Source organism: Micromonospora sp. NPDC049274 (genome assembly GCF_040678875.1).
GTDB lineage: Bacteria > Actinomycetota > Actinomycetes > Mycobacteriales > Micromonosporaceae > Micromonospora.
On sequence record NZ_JBFAQS010000022.1, the window covers coordinates 76,588 to 93,041 of the forward strand.

Sequence of the window (16,454 nt, forward strand, 5' to 3'; positions counted from 1 at the left end):
CCGCCCGTCACGGCGGAGTCGTGACCGGGATTGGGCTCGTGTACGGCGAGCTGCCCACGACGTTGAACGACCGGATCCGGTAGTGGTAGGTGACGCCCCGGGCCAGCCCCGTGTTGGTGAAGCCGCGACCGGTCACCGTGAACGTCGCCACCTCCTGACCGAACGCCGGGTCCAGCGCCCGTTGGACGATGAACCCGGACCCCGGACCGGCGGGCGTGTGCGCCGTCCAGCCCAGCACCACGGTGGCGGTGTCCGGCCCCGGCGTGCTCGCGGCGGCGGTCACCTCGCTCGGGGTGCCCGGCGCGGGAGGGGTGCTCGCCGCGGCCACCGTCGACCAGGCCGAGGCGGCCCCCAGGTACGTGGTGCGGACCCGGTAGTAGTACGTGGTGTCCGCTGCGGCAGTGGTGTCGAGGTGGTTGTCACCGACCCCGATCGCCGTGGTGCCCGGGCCGCTGGTGAAGGTCGGGTTGGTGGCCCGCTGCACGTCGAGGCCTGTGGCGAAGGAGCGGTTCGTCCAGCGCAGGGCCACCCGCAGCGGCGCGGCGGGCGGGATCGCCGCGATCAGCCCACCCGGCGCGGCGAGGTGCACCGAGGCGGGCACGCTGTTCGACCAGGACGAGTAGCTGACGTCGTTCTCCGCCCGGATCCGGTAGTGGTAGGTCAGACCGGGGGTGACAGTCGCGTCGGTGTAGCGGGTGGCGGCGGCCGCGACGGTGATCGTGGTGACGTCGCCCCCGAAGACCGCGTCGGTGGCCCGTTGCAGCAGGTGGCTGGTCGCGGGCGGGCGTCCACCGTTACCGGTCCAGGTCAGGGCGATCGCCGGCAGCGCGGTGGCCGAGCCGGGCACCGGCGTGGCGGTCAGCCCCGTGGGCGCCCGCGGCGTCACCCGCAGCACCAGCGGACGGCTCATGCCCAGGTCGCGGTGGCCGGCGAGCTGGCTGTGCCAGCGGTACTCCCAACCGAGGTTGATGATCTGGTTGACCACCACGGCGGGGCGCCCGTCGGTCGGGCTGACCGGTGTCGACCCGGTCCGCGCACCTGCGGGACGGGCGGGGTCGAGCAACCGGACGCTGTCGCCCAGCTTGAACGGCAGGGCCGGGGCGACCGGGCGGAGCGCCACCACCACGTCCTCGCGGGGGTTGACCCGGACGATCTGCTTCCAGCCCAGCTCCGTCGCGTGCGGGGGGCGCTGCGTCCCGTCCCAGCCGACCCGGTTGACGAGCTGCACGTCGCAGCCGCCGAAGTGCAGCGGCTCCGTCTGCCGGACGTTGCCGCTGATCCGCCAGAGCTGGGTGCCGTCGGTCGGCGCACCGACCGGCATGGCCGGGTCGGCGGCATACAGCACCTCGGTGACCGGGTCGGTCGGGCCGAGGGGCAGGGTCGCCGGGGTGAGCGGCCCGGCGTGCGGGTGGGCCACCCCGAGCCGCCCGGCCAGCCGCCCGTGACCGGGTTCGAAGACCTGCTGTGCGGCCTTGACCTCGAGCGGCAGGGTCACCGGGCCGGCGCCGCCCAGCGGCGTGAACGTCACCGTGTCCGCGTGCGCCGATACCGTCGTCTCGGCCGCCGTCCGGCTGCCGAACGCCACGTCGTACGCCGGCTGCGGCACGATCGGCGGGCGCTGGCTGGCCGCGTACGCCCCGGGTAGGCGCTCCCGCAGCCGGGCCAGGTCGTACGCCGGCTCGGGCGTGCCGCTCACCCGGAACTGGAGCAGGGTACGGGTGTTCGGGCCGTACCCGGGTTCGGTGGGCGGCGGGCCGCCCTCGGCCGTCCGGTCCGGTGCGTCGGTGTGCTGGTCGTAGCGCGGATCGAAGCCGGGCAGCGGGGCCGGGGCGTCGTTGTACAGGATCAACGTGCTGCCCGGAGCCACTGTGGAGAAGTCGACGAGCACGTCGGCGCGCTCACCCGGGGCGAGCAGCAGCGTGTGCCCGTCCACGTTCAGCACGGTCGGGTCGAGCCGGTCGTAGCGGTACCCGATCGGCCGGTTCGGCAGCACCACCGGGGCGGGCAGCAGCCCGGCCTCGTTGCCGACCTGGACGAACTGCGGCCCGGCGGCCCGTGGGTCCGGCACACCGCCGTCGCGCCCGTCGCTCGGCCAGAAGGCGGGCCGGTCCGGCGCCCGTACGGCGGGCACCATCGGCACCTCGCCGGCGTCCGCGTCGGCCAGAGCGCCGCCCGCGGTCCACATCGGGGCGTCCGAGCAGGCCCGGTAGAGCTGGAGGTTGAGGCTGCGATCCAGGCAGGCGTTGAGGATGCGGAACCGGTACACGCGCGGGCGCACCTCCAGGTACGGGTAGGCGACACCGTTGACCAGCGGGGTGTCGCCGTACGCCCCGGGCACCGCGGACGGGTGTGGCACCCCGGGGCGCAGCGGCGGCTCGGCGGGCGCGTCGACGGGGTCGTGGTGCGGGTTCGGCACCGGCCCCGGCCCGGTCGGCGGCGGCCCGCCGGCGATCCGCTCCGCCAACGGCCAGCCGTCCACGGTGGGCCCGCCGTCGCCCCGGCCGCCGTCCGGGGCGGGACTGCGCGACCAGGGGCCGTAGTCCCACCGCCCGGTCGGGTTGCGCCCGCCGGACCGGTAAGGGTTCTGCCGGGGCTGGTAGACGTGGGGGTGCCACAGGCTGCCCCGGGCGCCCCACCGCTCCCGGTCCCACGTCGGGTCCTCGGCGGCGAGCTGGGTGTCGTCCGGCACGAACGTCTTGTCCTCGATCACCAGGGGCAGCTGATCGGCCGGCAGCACCCCGTCGGCGACGAGCTGGTCCTCGACCGGGTCGGTGAGCAGGTAGGGCGCGAGCTGCCCGCCGTAGACGGTCAGCCGGGCCAGGCCGAGGGTGTTGTCGTGGAACCAGAGCAGCCGCCCGCTCTGCTCGTTCGGAAAGTAGAGGGTGGTGGCGCCGGCCCCGGGCGACGGCATGTCCGGCACGGGCGTCAGCCCCGTTCCGGTCGGGTACGGAGTGATCTCCCCGGCCGGGGTGATCCACTGCCCGGGGTTTCCCGCGCTGGTCCAGCCGGTCTGCGCCCCGGCCAGGTGCAGCACCGCCCGGTTCTGCGGGTACGGCGCGGGGCCGTCCAACGGGCCGATGCCGGCCCCCTCGACGGTCTCGTCGACAGGCAGGAACAGCTCGCCGGCGCGGCCGGTGGGGAGCTGGTTGATGAACTTCACCCGGACCGGCCGGCCCCGCCGGGCGTGGATCATCGGGCCGAGGTGCCAGGGCCGCTCCGGGGGCGCCACCGTGTTGTGGCCGGACGCGTCGGTGCCCAGGTTGAGCTGCCGGTAGCCGCGCAGCCGGGTGGCCGGCAGGTCCCGGTGCAGGCGTTGCGCGTACTCCTGGAGCCCGATCTCGTAGTAGTCGCAGCCCGGGTAGCTGATCGTGTCGGGCACCGCCACCGGCAACCGCCCGACGAGGCCGGCGCCGCCCGCCCGGCCCGGGGTCGGCAGCGCGTCGACGAATTTCCGCAGTCCGGTGCCCGGCACCGGTCGGCCGTCGGCGGCGCGCGTCGGGCGGGGACTGTACGCGACGTTCGGCACCGGCCCGAAACAGCGCGGCACGGCGGCCGGATCCAGGCTCGCCGTGGGGGCGGCCTCCTCGGCGGTACGCGCGGACGGGACGGACACCGTCGCGCCGAGGCTGTCGGGAGTGGGCCGGTAGAAGAAGGTGGAGCGGAGTCTGCGGAAGATCGCCATGACTCTCCCCGAGGTTGGGGCAGGAGGATCGCCACCCCGGCGTGGCGGCCCCCGGCACTCTGCTGACGGGCGGTGAGCACTCAACCGCAGCATGCGACGTCGGAGGCCGGATAGGAATTACCCAATCGTCCGTTTCTGGGCCGACAGGGGTAGACGAGGGCCTCGTCAGGCGGGCGGCGGGGTGCCCGGTTGCTCCGGCTGGCAGACCGGGCACCAGTAGGTGACCCGTTCGCCGAGCTCCTCCTTGCGGATGGCGGTGCCGCAGCGGCGGCACGGCTGGGCGCGGCGGCCGTACACGTAGCTGGTCTGACCCCGGTGCAGCGAACCGGTGGTGCTCTGCGTCCAGCGGCCCCGGTTGGCGGCCAGCAGCCGCTGCGCGAGCGCCACCGTGCCGGGCAGATCGGGCACCGCGCCGACGGGCGTCCACGGCGACACGCCCCGCAGGAACAGCACCTCGCACTTGTAGAGGTTGCCCACCCCGGCCAGGTTGCGCTGGTCGAGCAGGGCCTCACCGATGGTCTGCTCCGGGTGCGCGGCGAGCCGGTTGACCGCCTCGGCCGGGTCCCAGTCCGCGCCGAGCAGGTCCGGTCCGAGGTGACCCACCAGGGTGTCCTCCTCGGCGGTCGGCACCAGGACCAGCTCGTGCAGGTGGTAGCCGACCGCCACCGCGCCGGGGGTGCGCAGCACCACCCGGATCAGGTGCGCGGGCCTGCCGCTCCACCGTTCCCCCGGCGCGTACGCCCGCCAGGCGCCGTCCATCCGCAGGTGCGAGTGCAGCGTCCACCGCGCCTCGTCCGGGGCGGTGAGGCGGAGCAGCAGGTGCTTGCCCCGGCTGGCCGACTCGCGGATGGTCCACCCGGTCAGGTCGGTGGTGGCGAGCTGCGGCACCCGGAAGTCGCACCCGGTGAGCCGCGCGCCGGCGAGCGCGCGGTGCAGCACGCGGGCCGTGTTCCAGACGGTGTCACCTTCGGGCACCCTGCCATCCTCCCTCTTTCGAGCAAGATTCGCACTTGTCGCTATTTGTACTCAGGTTCCTGGTGATCTACAGACATGGAAGGGTCAGGGGGGTTCTGAGGAGAATGCACATGACGCGACCCCATTGTCGTATCCCATCCGCTACCCTCACCGCCACCCTCGCCCTCCTGCTCGCCGCGGCTGCGGTGCCCACGATCGGCGGTTCCCCGACCACCGCTTCCGCAATCGGCGGCTCGCTCGCCCTGACCGCCGCCGCGGCCGGCGGGGATCGGTGGAGCGCCGACCTCTCGATCGTCGACCGCGACGACGTCAACGTCCGGCGTACCCCCGCCGGGCTGCGGCTGCGCGACGCACGCGCGGCCGGGCGCAGCCCTCGCAGCCCGCACAGCGCGGTCGCCGAGGGCATGCTGCTGACCGCACCGCGCACCCTCACCCGACCGGCCACCCGGGTCCGCGCCGAGATCAGCGCCGACGTCCCGGCCGGCGCCGGCGTGGAGGCTCAGGTTCGCGGCTGGCGGGTCAGCGGCTGGACCGAATGGCGGGCCGCGACCGCCGGCGCGGTCTTCGACCGGCCGGTCAGCCAGGTGCAGACCCGGGTGGTGCTGACCGCGCGGGCCGGCGGCGCGACGGCGACGGTACGCGCCGTCCGGCTCACCGCCGACGCGACGGCAGCCGTCTCCGCCGCCACGCCCGGCCTCACCTACCGGGTGTACGCCACCCGCATCGGCCTGGTCGGCGAACTGACCGCCAACGGCCGCACCATCCAGCCGCGCGACCACTTCGCCGCGCTACCGTCGCGCCGTAGCCTCTCCCCGCTCAACACCGGCGACTACACCGTGCGGGTCTGCACCACCACGGGCGCCCGCTGCGAGTACGCCCCGGTCTGGGACGTGGGGCCGTGGAACACCCGCGACGACTACTGGAACCCGTCCGCCGTTCGGGAGAACTGGAAGAACCTGCCGCAGGGCCGGCCCGAGGCGCAGGCCGCGTACCAGTCCGGCTACAACGGGGGCCGGGACCAGTTCGGGCGTACGGTGCTCAACCCGGCCGGCATCGACCTCGCCGACGGCACCTTCATCGACGGTCTGCGCCTCACCACAAACGCCTGGGTGGACGTCGCCTACCTGTGGACCGGCGGCGGGCCGCGTGGCGTCGTCGGCGACGGGCCACTCAACATCCGCGGCGGGCCCAGCACGTCGTACGCGGTCCGTGGCCTCGCCGCGCGGTTCGCCAACGTGCCGATCCAGTGCTGGGTCACCGGTCAGTCGGTCGCCGGCCCGTACCGCACCACCACCAGGTGGAACCGCCTGGCCACCGGGCAGTACGTCAGCCACGCGTACATCTCGGCCGTCTACGGCGGCGTCGTGCCGGTCTGCTGAGCTACCTCGCCTCGGCGGGCGACCTCAGGGGCGCTCGTCGGGGCGGGCGGGCCGCACCATGTCCTGGTAACGCGGGTGGCTCGCCCCGTACACGGCGTAGTTGAGCCGGGCGTGCGACAGGCTCAGGTCGCCGTTGGCCCCACCGCGCACCGCGTCGGCGTCGACGTCGCTCTGACCGTCGTCGGTCCAGAAGCAGACCGGGCAGGTCCCGCCGCCGGTCCGAGAGGCGCAACAGGGACAGCCCACGGGAACTACGTGTTCACCCACCGGGGCAGCATTCCATAGTCTAATGTCACCCGGCCACCCGCAGGAGGTCGCCCGGACGCACCCCGAGGACGTCCACCGCTCGGCCGCCGTTGACCGCAACCGCCACCAGATCGGCCGAGTCGACGTACACCACCAGGCCGCCCTCCGGCGCGTCGCCGAACGTCCGCCCGCGCACCGCCGCGCGGGCCGGGGCGGGCCCCGGCGGGCCGACCCGGACGGTGGTCGGGAGCGGGCCGAGCGCCTCGGCCGGTGCGGCCAGTTGGACGTTTCCGAAGTGGTCGACGGTCAGCACCTCGGCGGTGAAACCCCCGCCGTCGCGGGCCACGACCGGCGACGGCAGCCGGACCAGCCCGTCCGGGTCGATCGCCGGGCCCGCCTCGGCCAGCGGTACGCCGAGGGCCAGGCGGGCCGCCGCCGGGGCGAAGACGTCGCGGCCGTGGAACGTGCCGGACACCCGGGCCGCCAGCCAGGTCGGCTCGGTCAGTTCCACAGCCGCGGTCACCCCGCCGAGCGCGTCGGCCGCGTCCGGCAACAGCCCGTTGTCCGGGCCGACCAGCAAGCCGCCCGGGGTGGCCAGCGCGACGCCTCGCCGGGCGGTGCCCACCCCGGGGTCGACCACCCCCACGTGAACCCCCAACGGCAGGTACGGCACGGTCTGCGCCAGCACGGCGGCACCGCGCCGGACATCCGCCGGCGGCACCAGATGGGTCACGTCGATGACCCGGGCGGCCGGCGCGATCCGGGCGATCACCCCGTGGCAGGCGGCCACGAAACCGTCGGTGAGGCCGTAGTCGGTGGTCAATGAGACCCAGGGCGTGACAGCCATGCCGGCAGGTTAACCGTCGACGCGCTCCGGTCGCCGCGCGGCCCGATCGGCGGGTGGCGGATATGGGACAGCGCGGTGACCGACCGGCCACTGCCGCCGTCCGGCGTCGCCGGGCAGACTGCCCTGGTGACACATCGGAGCCTGCCCGCCGTCGGGGTCCTCCTGGTCGCCGCCGCCCTCACCGCTGCCTGCGGCAGCGACGACAAGCCCAGCGCGGCGCCGTCCGCCTCGCCGGTCACCGCCCCGGCGGCGAGTGGCCTCGCGAGCGCGCCGACGCAGACCGGCCCCGCCGGTGCCGCTCAGTCGTCGGGCAGCCAGGCACCGTCGGTCCCGCCGTCCGCCCCGCCGCAGGGGCCGGTCGAGCGCCGACCGGCCAGCCCACCGCCGGTGGTGCTGCCGCCGCGTCCGGCCGGCGCTCCGGGCGCTCGGCAGGTGGTCGACGCGTTCCGGGCCGCCGGTCTGCGCGTGACACACCCGAAGGACCGCTCGGTGGACTGTGGACCGGACGGCCTGGGCCTGGGCTGTTCCGAGATCGTCGCCACCGACGGCGTCACGGTCTACGTGTTCCCGGACGAGACCAGTGCCGGCGACATCGCCGAGACGTGGGGTGGTCAGTCGTACCGGCGCGGCGCGGTGGTGCTCAACTACCTCGAGGCGAAGACCCCGGCAGCCGACCGCCCGCGCTACGAGAAGGCCCTCAACAGCCTCCACTGACGCGCAGCAGCCGATTGCCGGCTGCTGGCTGCGTGGCGTCGGTGGTCCGAGGCATGCGTGTCTCGTGACCGGTATACCTGTGAGTCATATTTATGACTCACAGGTATACCGCTCCACGGAACCAGGCCGGCCGACGGCGGTGGCTGCGTGGCGGTGTGGCCCGGGGTGGGTCGTCCAGGTGGCGGCGGCCAGGCGGGAAGCTCGCTCGGCAGGCGGCGGTCGTGGTGGTCTTGCGGTGGCCGGCGGCGGTCCGCCGGCTCGACGCCGCGCGGGTGGGTCAGCCGCGCAGGCGCAGGCCGCGCGGGGTGGCCCGGAAGCCGGCGGCGGTCAACGCCTCACTGAGCGGCGACGAGTGCACCGCCTCGCCGTCGGCACGCTCCACCGACATCGCGCCCAACGCTCCGGAGTGGACGGCGTCGGCGAGCGCCTTGCCGGCCGCCGCGAGGGTCTCGGTGTCGTCGGTGAAGGAGAGCAGGGTCCGGCCGCCGCGTTCCACGTACAGCACCAGGTCACCGCCGACCTGCACCACGAGGGCGCCCGCCTTGCGGCCGGCCCGGTGCCCCGTCGCGGGGGCGGCCCCGTCACCGGAGTCGACGACGCGTTCCGGCCAGGGCAGCGCCGCCCCGTACGGGTTGGCCGGGTCGGTGGCGGCCAGCACCGTGGCGGGGGCGCCCCGGCCACGACCACCGTCGGCCGGGTCGGCGAGCGCGCGGAGCCGGTCCACCGCGCCGGGCACCGCGAACTGCGCCGCGCCGAGACCCTCGACGAAGTAGCCCCGGCGGGCCGCGCCGCGTTCCTCGAGCGCCGACAGCACCGGGTAGACCGCCGCGAACCCGCCGACCACCTGCTCGGCCATGACGGCGCCCCGGGTGACCACCCCGTGCCGCTCCAGCAGCACGTCGGCGAGCGCTGCCGCCCGCCGGGTCGGGTCGAGGTCCCGCTCCGGCAGCCGGGACCAGCGGCCGGCGACGGTCGGTGGCCCGCCCCGGGTCGGCAGCGCCACCCGACCGGGCCGCCGGTAGCGGGTGCGCGGCGCGGAGGGCCGCGACCGGTGCGCGCCACCGGCGCCGAGCACCGCCCGCAGCGGGGCGAGGGTGTCGTTGGTGAGGTGCCCCGCCCAGACCAGATCCCAGATCACCCCGGTCAGGGCGGCGTCGTCGGTGGAGCCGACCCGGTCGGCCAGTGCCCGGAAGAACAGCGCCTGCCCGTCACCGAGCGCGTCGAGCACCGCGTCGTGCAGCGGGGTACGCGTCAGCGCCTCGTCGGGCGGCGGGAGGAGCAGCGGCGCGGCGTCCGCGTACGCCAGGGTGATCCAGCCGTCCCCGCCGGAGATCGCCCCCGACCCGGCCCAGAGCACCTCCCCGCTGGCGCACAGCTCGTCGAGCTGGGCGGGGGAGTAGTCGGCGACCCGACCGGGCAGCACCAGCCGCTCCAGCGCGGACGCCGGCACCGCCGCGCCCTGCAACTGCTCCACCGTGGCGGCGAGCGCCTCCACGCCTCGGGCGGACGAGCCGACCTGCTGCCAGCGGGGCAGGAACGTGGCCAGCGCCCGGGGCGGCACGGGCTCGATCTCCCTCCGCAGCGCGGCGAGCGAACGACGGCGCAGCATCCGCAGCACCTCGGCGTCGCACCACTGGGCGCCTGCCGTGTCCGGCGTGAACTCCCCGGAGACGACGCGGCCGGTGGCCGCGAGGCGGCGCAGCGCCTGCTCGACGACGAACACGCCGAGCCCGAAGCGGGCCGCGCAGCTCGCGGCGGCGAACGGCCCGCGGGTGCGGGCATAGCGGGCCACCAGGTCGCCCAGCGGGTCGGCCACCGGGGCGAGGTACGCCTCGGCCACCCCGACCGGCAGCGCCACGCCGAGCGCGTCCCGCAGCCGGGCCGCGTCCTCGATGCCCACCCAGCGCTGCTCGCCGGCGATCCGGACCCGCAGCACCCGGCGGGTGGCCTCCAACTCGGTCAGCCAGCCCTGCGGCACACCCCGCTCGGTCAACTCGGCGTCGTTCAGGTCGCCGAGCACCCGCAGCAGCTCGACCACGTCCTCCGCGTCACGCGGGCGGCGTTGGTCGGTCAGCCAGCGCAGTTGCCGATCGGTCTCGGCGAGCACCGCCGGATCCAGCAGTTCGCGCAGGTCGACCCGGCCGAGCAGTTCGCCGAGGAGCGTGGAGTCCAGCGCGAGGGCGGCGGCCCGGCGCTCGGCGAGCGGGGCGTCGCCCTCGTAGAGGAACGCGCCGACGTAGCCGAAGAGCAGCGACCGGGCGAACGGGGACGGCGCGCTGGTCTCCACCTCGACCAGCCGGACCTTGCGGGCCGCCAGGTCGCGCATCAGCCCGGCCAGCGCCGGCTGGTCGAAGACGTCCTGGAGGCACTCCCGGGCGGCCTCCAGGGTGACCGGGAAGTCGGCGTACTCGCGGGCGACGTCGAGCAGTTGCGCGGCGCGTTGCCGCTGCTGCCAGAGTGGCTGGCGGCGGCGCGGGTCGCGGCGGGGCAGCAGCAGCGAGCGGGCGGCGCACTCCCGGAAACGGGCGGCGAACAGCGCGCTCGTGCCGACCGACTCCTCCACCAGTTGGGCGATCTCGTCCGGCTCGAAGACCACCACGTCGGCGCCGGGCGGCTCGTCGGCGGTGTCGGGCAGGCGCACCACGATCCCGTCGTCGGAGGGCATCACCTGGGCGTCCACCCCGTACCGCTCGGCGAGTCGGCGGCCCACGGCGAGGGCCCACGGCCCGTTGACCCGCGCGCCGAGGACGCTGTGCACGGCCAGTCGCCAGTCGCCCAGCTCGTCGCGGAACCGCTCGACGACGATGGTGCGGTCGTCGGGCAGCGAGCGCGTGGCCTCCCGCTGGTCGTGCAAATACGCCATCAGGTTGGTGGCGGCCCAGTCGTCCAGCCCGCCGTCGCGCAGCGCGGTCAGCGCCGCCTCGTCGCTCAACCGCAGCAGGGTACGCACCCGCGCGCCGATGGCCCGGCCCAGCTCCACCGGGCGGCCCAGCTGGTCGCCCTTCCAGAACGGCATCCGGGCGGCCTGGCCGGGCGCGGGGGAGACCAGCACCCGGTCGGGAGTGATCTCCTCGATGCGCCAGGACGAGGAGCCGAGCAGGAAGACGTCGCCGACCCGCGACTCGTAGACCATCTCCTCGTCCAGCTCGCCGACCCGGGCGGCCCGCTCGGCGCCGGCCAGGAAGACCCCGAACAGGCCCCGGTCGGGGATGGTGCCGCCGCTGGTCACGGCCAGCCGCTGCGCGCCGGGGCGGCCGGTGAGCAGGTCACTGGCCCGGTCCCAGACCAACCGGGGCCGCAGCTCGGCGAACGCGGTGGACGGATAGCGGCCGGAGAGCATGTCCAGTACGGCGTGCAGCGCGGAGTCGGGCAGCTCGTTGAAGGGCGCGGCCCGGCGGACCAGCACGGCCAGGTCACCGACCCGCCACGGCTCCAGGGCCACCATCGCCACGATCTGCTGCGCCAGCACGTCCAGGGGATTGCGCGGGTAGTGCAGCTCCTCGATCGCGCCGTCGGTCATCCGCTCGGCGACGACCGCGCAGGACAGCAGGTCGCCACGGTGCTTGGGGAAGACCACCCCGCGGGAGACCGCGCCCACCTGGTGCCCGGCCCGGCCGACACGTTGCAGGCCGGCGGCGACGCTCGGTGGGGCCTCGATCTGCACCACCAGGTCGACCGCGCCCATGTCGATGCCCAGCTCCAGGCTGGAGGTGGCCACCACCGCCGGGAGCTGGCCGGACTTGAGCGCCTCCTCGATGTGCTTGCGCTCCTCCCGGGAGACGCTGCCGTGGTGCGCGCGGGCGATCACCGGCGCGGCGCCGGTGGCCGCGCCGGACTGGGCCATCACCTCGGCCGGCGGCCGGTTGCGCAGCGGGCCGGCAGGGCCACCCCACCGTTGCGCGCCGGACGCCGGGCCGCCGTCGGCCGCCGGCTCGTCGCCCCCCGACAACCCCTGCGGTACGCCGAGGGCGCCGTCGCCCGACGTGTCGGCGCCGCCGACTGTGGTGCCGTCGGCGACCGCGCTGGCGGCCGACGCGGCGGCCACCTCCTCGGCGGCCAGCTCGTTGAGGCGGGCGCACAGGCGCTCGGCACTGCGGCGGGAGTTGGTGAAGACGATTGTGGAGCGGTGCTGCCCGATGAGCGTGAAGACCCGCTCCTCGACGGCCGGCCAGATCGAGGCGCGGCGTGGCCCGGGACCGCCGAGGGAATCCTCCGGCGGCTGCTCCTGCTCGTCCAGGCGGGTCATGTCCTCCACGGGGACCTGCACGCTGACCTCGATGGTCTTCGCCGTGGCCGGCTGCACGACGTCGACCGGCCGGGCGCCGCCGAGGAACCGGGCGCAGGCGTCGATCGGCCGGACGGTGGCGGAGAGCCCGATCCGTTGTGCCGGCGCGGGCAGCAGCTCGTCGAGGCGCTCCAGCGAGAGGGCGAGGTGGGCGCCGCGCTTGCTGCCGGCCACCGCGTGCACCTCGTCGACGATCACCGTCTGGACGCCGCGCAGCGAGTCCCGAGCGGCGGAGGTGAGCAGCAGGAACAGGGACTCGGGCGTGGTGATGAGGATGTCCGGTGGGGTGCGGGCGAAGGCACGTCGCTCGTCCGCCGGCGTGTCTCCCGTACGCATGCCGACGGTGATGTCCGGCGGTGCGACACCGAGTCGGGTCGCCGCCTGCCGGATGCCGGCAAGTGGGGCGCGCAGGTTGCGTTCCACGTCGACGGCGAGGGCCTTGAGCGGGCTGACGTAGAGCACCCGGCACCGCTGCCGTGCCTCTGCCGGCGCCGGCTCGCGGGCCAGCCGGTCCAGCGACCAGAGGAAGGCCGCGAGCGTCTTGCCGGAGCCGGTGGGCGCCACGACGAGGGCGTTGCGGCCGGCGGCGACGGACCGCCAGGCGCCCGTCTGGGCGGCGGTGGGCGCGGCGAAGGCGGCGTCGAACCAGGCGCGGGTGGCCGGGCCGAACCCGTCGAGCACCCCGCCTTTGCCCCCCTCTGCCCTGGTCACCGATCCATCCTGCCCCGCCGGTACGACAACCACGAGCGCCGCGCAGCGGAACGTGCCGAGCTGGACGGAAAAAGCGATGGATGCGTCATTAATACGTTAAGTCTCACTTAACTGCTTGCTTGTACGGAGCAACATAAAGTAACTTCACCCGCAACGCGAACCGGGTGGAGGGGATCGGATGACCGGCGAGCCGCGACACGTCGAGCCCGGCACCGATGTGCTGATCCGCAAGGTCGACAGTCACCTCGCCACGCTCCGCGGCGGTCTGCACGGGCCCGAGCTGGAGCTCGCCGAACGCCTCGCTCGCTGCCTGCGGGAGTTGGTCGTCTCCACCGCTCAGGCCAGCGCCGCCGACCGGGGGCAGGTCCGCGTGGCCGTGCACTATTTCGTCCTTCGCCGGGAGAGCCGTGGCCGGCTGCTCTCGATGCGGTCGCTGGCCGTCGCGGAGCGGGTCGTCGCGAAGGTCGCCCGTCAGCTCGGCCGCGTCGATCTGCTGGCCGAACTGCACCTCGATGGCTCCGACCTGGACGACGCGCTGACCCCCGGCGACGCCCTGCTGCGCTGACCGTCGACCGCCCCCCGCCCACGCGCCCCGCACGCAGCCAGCGCAGACGGCACCTGGCACCTGCACACCGCACAGAACCCGCCACAGTGGGCGAATTCCGGCAAAACCGCCCGGTGGACGGGGATCTGGCGTCTGATCGCTGCTAGGCGCCACCGCTGTACGGGCGTCGGCCACCTCGATCGGGAGTGCGGGTGCTGGTACTGCTCATCCTCCACCTCGTGGCGGCCCTCGCCGCGCCGCTGCTCGTCCGGTGGTGGGGTCCGCGCGCGTGCTATCCGCTGGCGCTCGCGCCGGCCGCCACGTTCGGCTGGGCGCTGGCCCGCACCCCGGCCGTCGGCCACGGCGGCGCGGTGGTCGAGACGTACCCGTGGATCGGGCAGTTGGGCCTCGACATCGCGCTGCGCCTCACCACGCTCTCCTGGCTTCTTACCCTGCTGGTGGGCGGCGTCGGCGCGCTGGTGCTGGTCTACAGCGCCCGGTACTTCGAGCCGGGCGCTCCCGGGATGGCGCAACTCGCCGCCGTCCTGGTCGCCTTCGCCGGCGCGATGCTGGTGCTGATCTTCGCCGACGACCTGCTGCTGCTCTATGTCGGCTGGGAGCTGACGACGATCTTCTCGTACCTGCTGATCGGGCACAGCAGCGAACGCCGGTCCAGCCGATGGGCGGCCGCGCAGGCGCTTACCGTCACCACGCTGGGCGGGCTGGCCATGCTGGTCGGGTTCATCCTGCTGGGCGAGCACGCCGGCAGCTACCGCTGGTCGGAGATCGCCACCCATCCGCTGCCCGGCGGCGGCTACCTCATCACGGCGGTGCTGCTGATCCTGGCCGGGGCACTGTCCAAGTCGGCGGTGCTGCCGTTCAGCTCCTGGCTGCCGGTCGCGATGGCGGCGCCCACCCCGGTCAGCGCGTACCTGCACGCCGCCGCCATGGTCAAGGCGGGCGTCTACCTGGTCGGCCTGCTCGCGCCGGTGCTCGCCACTGTCGGCCCCTGGCGGCCCGTGGTGCTCATCGCCGGCGTGGCCACCATGCTCGTCGGCGGCTGGGCGGCGCTGCGGCAGAACGACCTGAAACTGCTGCTGGCGTACGGCACGGTCAGCCAGCTGGGCCTGCTGGTCGCGGTGACCGGCGCGGGCACCCCGGCCGCCGCGCTCGCCGGCACGGCGATGCTGCTGGCGCACGCCCTGTTCAAGGCGGCGCTGTTCCTGGTCGTCGGCGTCATCGACCACGGCGCCGGCACCCGCGACCTGCGCGAGCTGTCCGGGCTGCGGCGCTGGTCCCGACCGTTGTTCGGCGTCGCGGTGCTGGCGGCGGCGTCGATGGCCGGCGTACCGCCGCTGGTCGGGTTCGTCGCCAAGGAGGCGGTGTTCGCGGCGTTCACCGACGACCCGCTGGTCCTCACCGGACTGGTCGCCGGGACGGTGCTCACCGTCGCGTACAGCGCCCGCTTCCTCTGGGGCGCGTTCGCCGACCGGCCGGGCGTCGAACCGGTCCAGCCGACGCCGATCGCCGCGTCGATGCTGGTCCCCCCGGCCGTGCTCGCCGTCGTCGGGCTGCTCGCCGGCCCCGCCGCAGGCGTGCTGAACGGCCTGCTCCACCCGTACGCCGAGTTGCTCGGCTCGGTCGACGCGCACCTGACGCTCTGGCCCGGGCCGACTGCGGCGCTCGGCCTGTCCGGGCTGGCGCTGGTCGGCGGCGGCCTGCTCTTCGCGCTGCGCGGGCCGCTCGCACCGGTGCTGGCCCGGCTCCGCTCGCCGGTGGGCGGCAACCAGGGGTACGAGTGGGTCGTGGACCGGTTCGACCGGATCGCCATCGAGGTGACAGGCGCGACCCAGCGGGGCTCCCTGCCGCAGTACCTCGGCATCATCCTGGTCGCCGTCGTGCTGCTGCCCGGTGGGGCGATGCTCGCCGCCGGGCCGTGGCGGGCCCGGCTCCCGATGTGGGACAACCCGCTGCAACCGGTGGTCGTGGTGGTGATCGCGGTGGCCGCGCTGCTCGCGGTCCGCGCCCGCCGACGGTTGACCGCCATGCTGCTGGTGGGGATGACCGGCTACGGCACGGCCATGCTGTTCATCCTGCACGGCGCACCGGATCTCGCGCTCACCCAGTTCCTGGTGGAGACCGCGACGATCGCGGTGTTCGTGCTGGTGCTGCGCCGCCTGCCAGAGCGCTTCTCGGCCCGTCCGCTGCGGCGCAGTCGATGGGCCCGCCGGGCGATCGGCGTGGCGATGGGCGTGGTGGCGGGCGGGCTCGCGCTCGTCGCGGCCGGCGCCCGGCGCGCGCCGGACATCTCCGCTGCCTTCCCGGACCTGGCGGTGAGCGAGGGGTACGGCCGCAACGTCGTCAACGTGACCCTCGTCGACATCCGGGCCTGGGACACGATGGGGGAGGTGGCGGTGCTGGTGGTGGCCGCGACCGGGGTGGCCAGCCTGATCTTCGAGAGGTCCCGCACCGGGCCGCGACCGCGCCGCCCGGAGTCGGCCGACCGGGCGGTCCGCTCCGACCGGCCGGTCTGGTTGCGGGGCGGCCCGACGCTGTACGAGGAGCGGCGGTCGATAGTGCTGGAGGTGGTCACCCGGCTGATCTTCCATACCGTGGCGCTGTTCTCGCTGTTCCTGCTCTTCTCCGGACACAACGCGCCGGGCGGCGGTTTCGCCGGCGGCCTGGTGGCCGGCCTCGCGCTTGTGGTCCGCTACCTGGCCGGCGGCCGGTACGAGCTGACCGAGGCCGCCCCGGTGGGCGCCGGCCTGATCCTCGGCGCGGGACTGGCACTGGCGGTGGGCACCGGCGCGGTGGCGCTGCTTGTCGGTGGGTCGGTGCTGCAGAGCGCCAAGCTCGACCTGTCGCTGCCGCTGATCGGCGACGTCCACCTCGTCACGGCGCTCTTCTTCGACATCGGCGTGTACCTCATCGTGATCGGGCTGCTGCTGGACATCCTGCGCAGCCTCGGCGCAGAGGTGGACAGGCACATCGAGGCCACCGACACGGCCGACGGCGGTCTGGCCGTCGACAAGGGCGGCGGGCCGTGAGCGCCCCGCGAACGGAGGTCGTTC

General features: G+C 74.8%; 9 protein-coding genes. 4 read left to right on the forward strand and 5 right to left on the reverse strand.

Features of this window, described 5'->3' with window-relative positions; genetic code table 11:
- Nucleotides 1–7 precede the first annotated feature (7 nt).
- Together AB0K10_RS29805 and AB0K10_RS29810 are read right to left on the reverse strand one after the other, a co-directional pair.
- Entirely contained in the window at nt 8–3,682 is a 3,675-nt protein-coding gene (locus AB0K10_RS29805) for a hypothetical protein (protein WP_363688993.1), read from the reverse strand.
- 165 nt (nt 3,683–3,847) lie between these two features.
- Nucleotides 3,848–4,657: a DNA-formamidopyrimidine glycosylase family protein gene (locus tag AB0K10_RS29810; RefSeq protein ID WP_363688995.1), complete on the reverse strand. Its 810-nt coding sequence runs from the start codon at nt 4,655–4,657 to the stop codon at nt 3,848–3,850.
- A gap of 110 nt (nt 4,658–4,767) precedes the next feature.
- Between AB0K10_RS29810 and AB0K10_RS29815 the strand changes: the two genes are divergently transcribed.
- On the forward strand, nt 4,768–6,036 hold the full coding sequence (locus tag AB0K10_RS29815; protein ID WP_363688997.1) for a hypothetical protein: 1,269 nt from the start codon (nt 4,768–4,770) through the stop codon (nt 6,034–6,036).
- A gap of 24 nt (nt 6,037–6,060) precedes the next feature.
- Here the strand turns inward: AB0K10_RS29815 and AB0K10_RS29820 are convergent, their stop codons facing one another.
- Complete coding sequence (locus AB0K10_RS29820) at nt 6,061–6,303, reverse strand: CPCC family cysteine-rich protein (RefSeq protein ID WP_354859225.1); 243 nt, start codon at nt 6,301–6,303, stop codon at nt 6,061–6,063.
- A 25-nt stretch (nt 6,304–6,328) separates the two neighbouring features.
- Nucleotides 6,329–7,129 (reverse strand): SAM-dependent chlorinase/fluorinase, encoded by an 801-nt coding sequence (locus AB0K10_RS29825; RefSeq protein WP_363688999.1) that lies wholly within the window; start codon nt 7,127–7,129, stop codon nt 6,329–6,331.
- Between the two features lie 126 nt (nt 7,130–7,255).
- Here AB0K10_RS29825 and AB0K10_RS29830 point away from each other — a divergent pair, with 126 nt between their 5' ends.
- Nucleotides 7,256–7,843, forward strand: a complete 588-nt coding sequence (locus AB0K10_RS29830) for a hypothetical protein (protein WP_363689001.1) — start codon at nt 7,256–7,258, stop codon at nt 7,841–7,843.
- A 277-nt stretch (nt 7,844–8,120) separates the two neighbouring features.
- On the opposite strand, the gene AB0K10_RS29835 is transcribed toward AB0K10_RS29830, so the two are convergent.
- Complete coding sequence (locus AB0K10_RS29835; RefSeq protein WP_363689003.1) at nt 8,121–12,839, reverse strand: DEAD/DEAH box helicase; 4,719 nt, start codon at nt 12,837–12,839, stop codon at nt 8,121–8,123.
- A gap of 178 nt (nt 12,840–13,017) precedes the next feature.
- Here AB0K10_RS29835 and AB0K10_RS29840 point away from each other — a divergent pair, with 178 nt between their 5' ends.
- Both AB0K10_RS29840 and AB0K10_RS29845 read left to right on the forward strand, forming a co-directional pair.
- On the forward strand, nt 13,018–13,404 hold the full coding sequence (locus tag AB0K10_RS29840) for a hypothetical protein (RefSeq protein WP_363689005.1): 387 nt from the start codon (nt 13,018–13,020) through the stop codon (nt 13,402–13,404).
- A gap of 191 nt (nt 13,405–13,595) precedes the next feature.
- Nucleotides 13,596–16,430, forward strand: coding sequence for a Na+/H+ antiporter subunit A (locus tag AB0K10_RS29845; RefSeq protein WP_363689007.1), 2,835 nt, complete (start codon nt 13,596–13,598; stop codon nt 16,428–16,430).
- Nucleotides 16,431–16,454 lie beyond the last annotated feature (24 nt).

Excerpts from the sequence above, each read along its gene's own strand:
- AB0K10_RS29825 (WP_363688999.1), bottom strand. The coding sequence starts at position 7,129 with ATGGCTGTCACGCCCTGGGTCTCATTGACCACCGACTACGGCCTCACC.
- AB0K10_RS29840 (WP_363689005.1), top strand. The coding sequence starts at position 13,018 with ATGACCGGCGAGCCGCGACACGTCGAGCCCGGCACCGATGTGCTGATC.
- AB0K10_RS29805 (WP_363688993.1), bottom strand. The coding sequence starts at position 3,682 with ATGGCGATCTTCCGCAGACTCCGCTCCACCTTCTTCTACCGGCCCACT.
- AB0K10_RS29815 (WP_363688997.1), top strand. The coding sequence starts at position 4,768 with ATGACGCGACCCCATTGTCGTATCCCATCCGCTACCCTCACCGCCACC.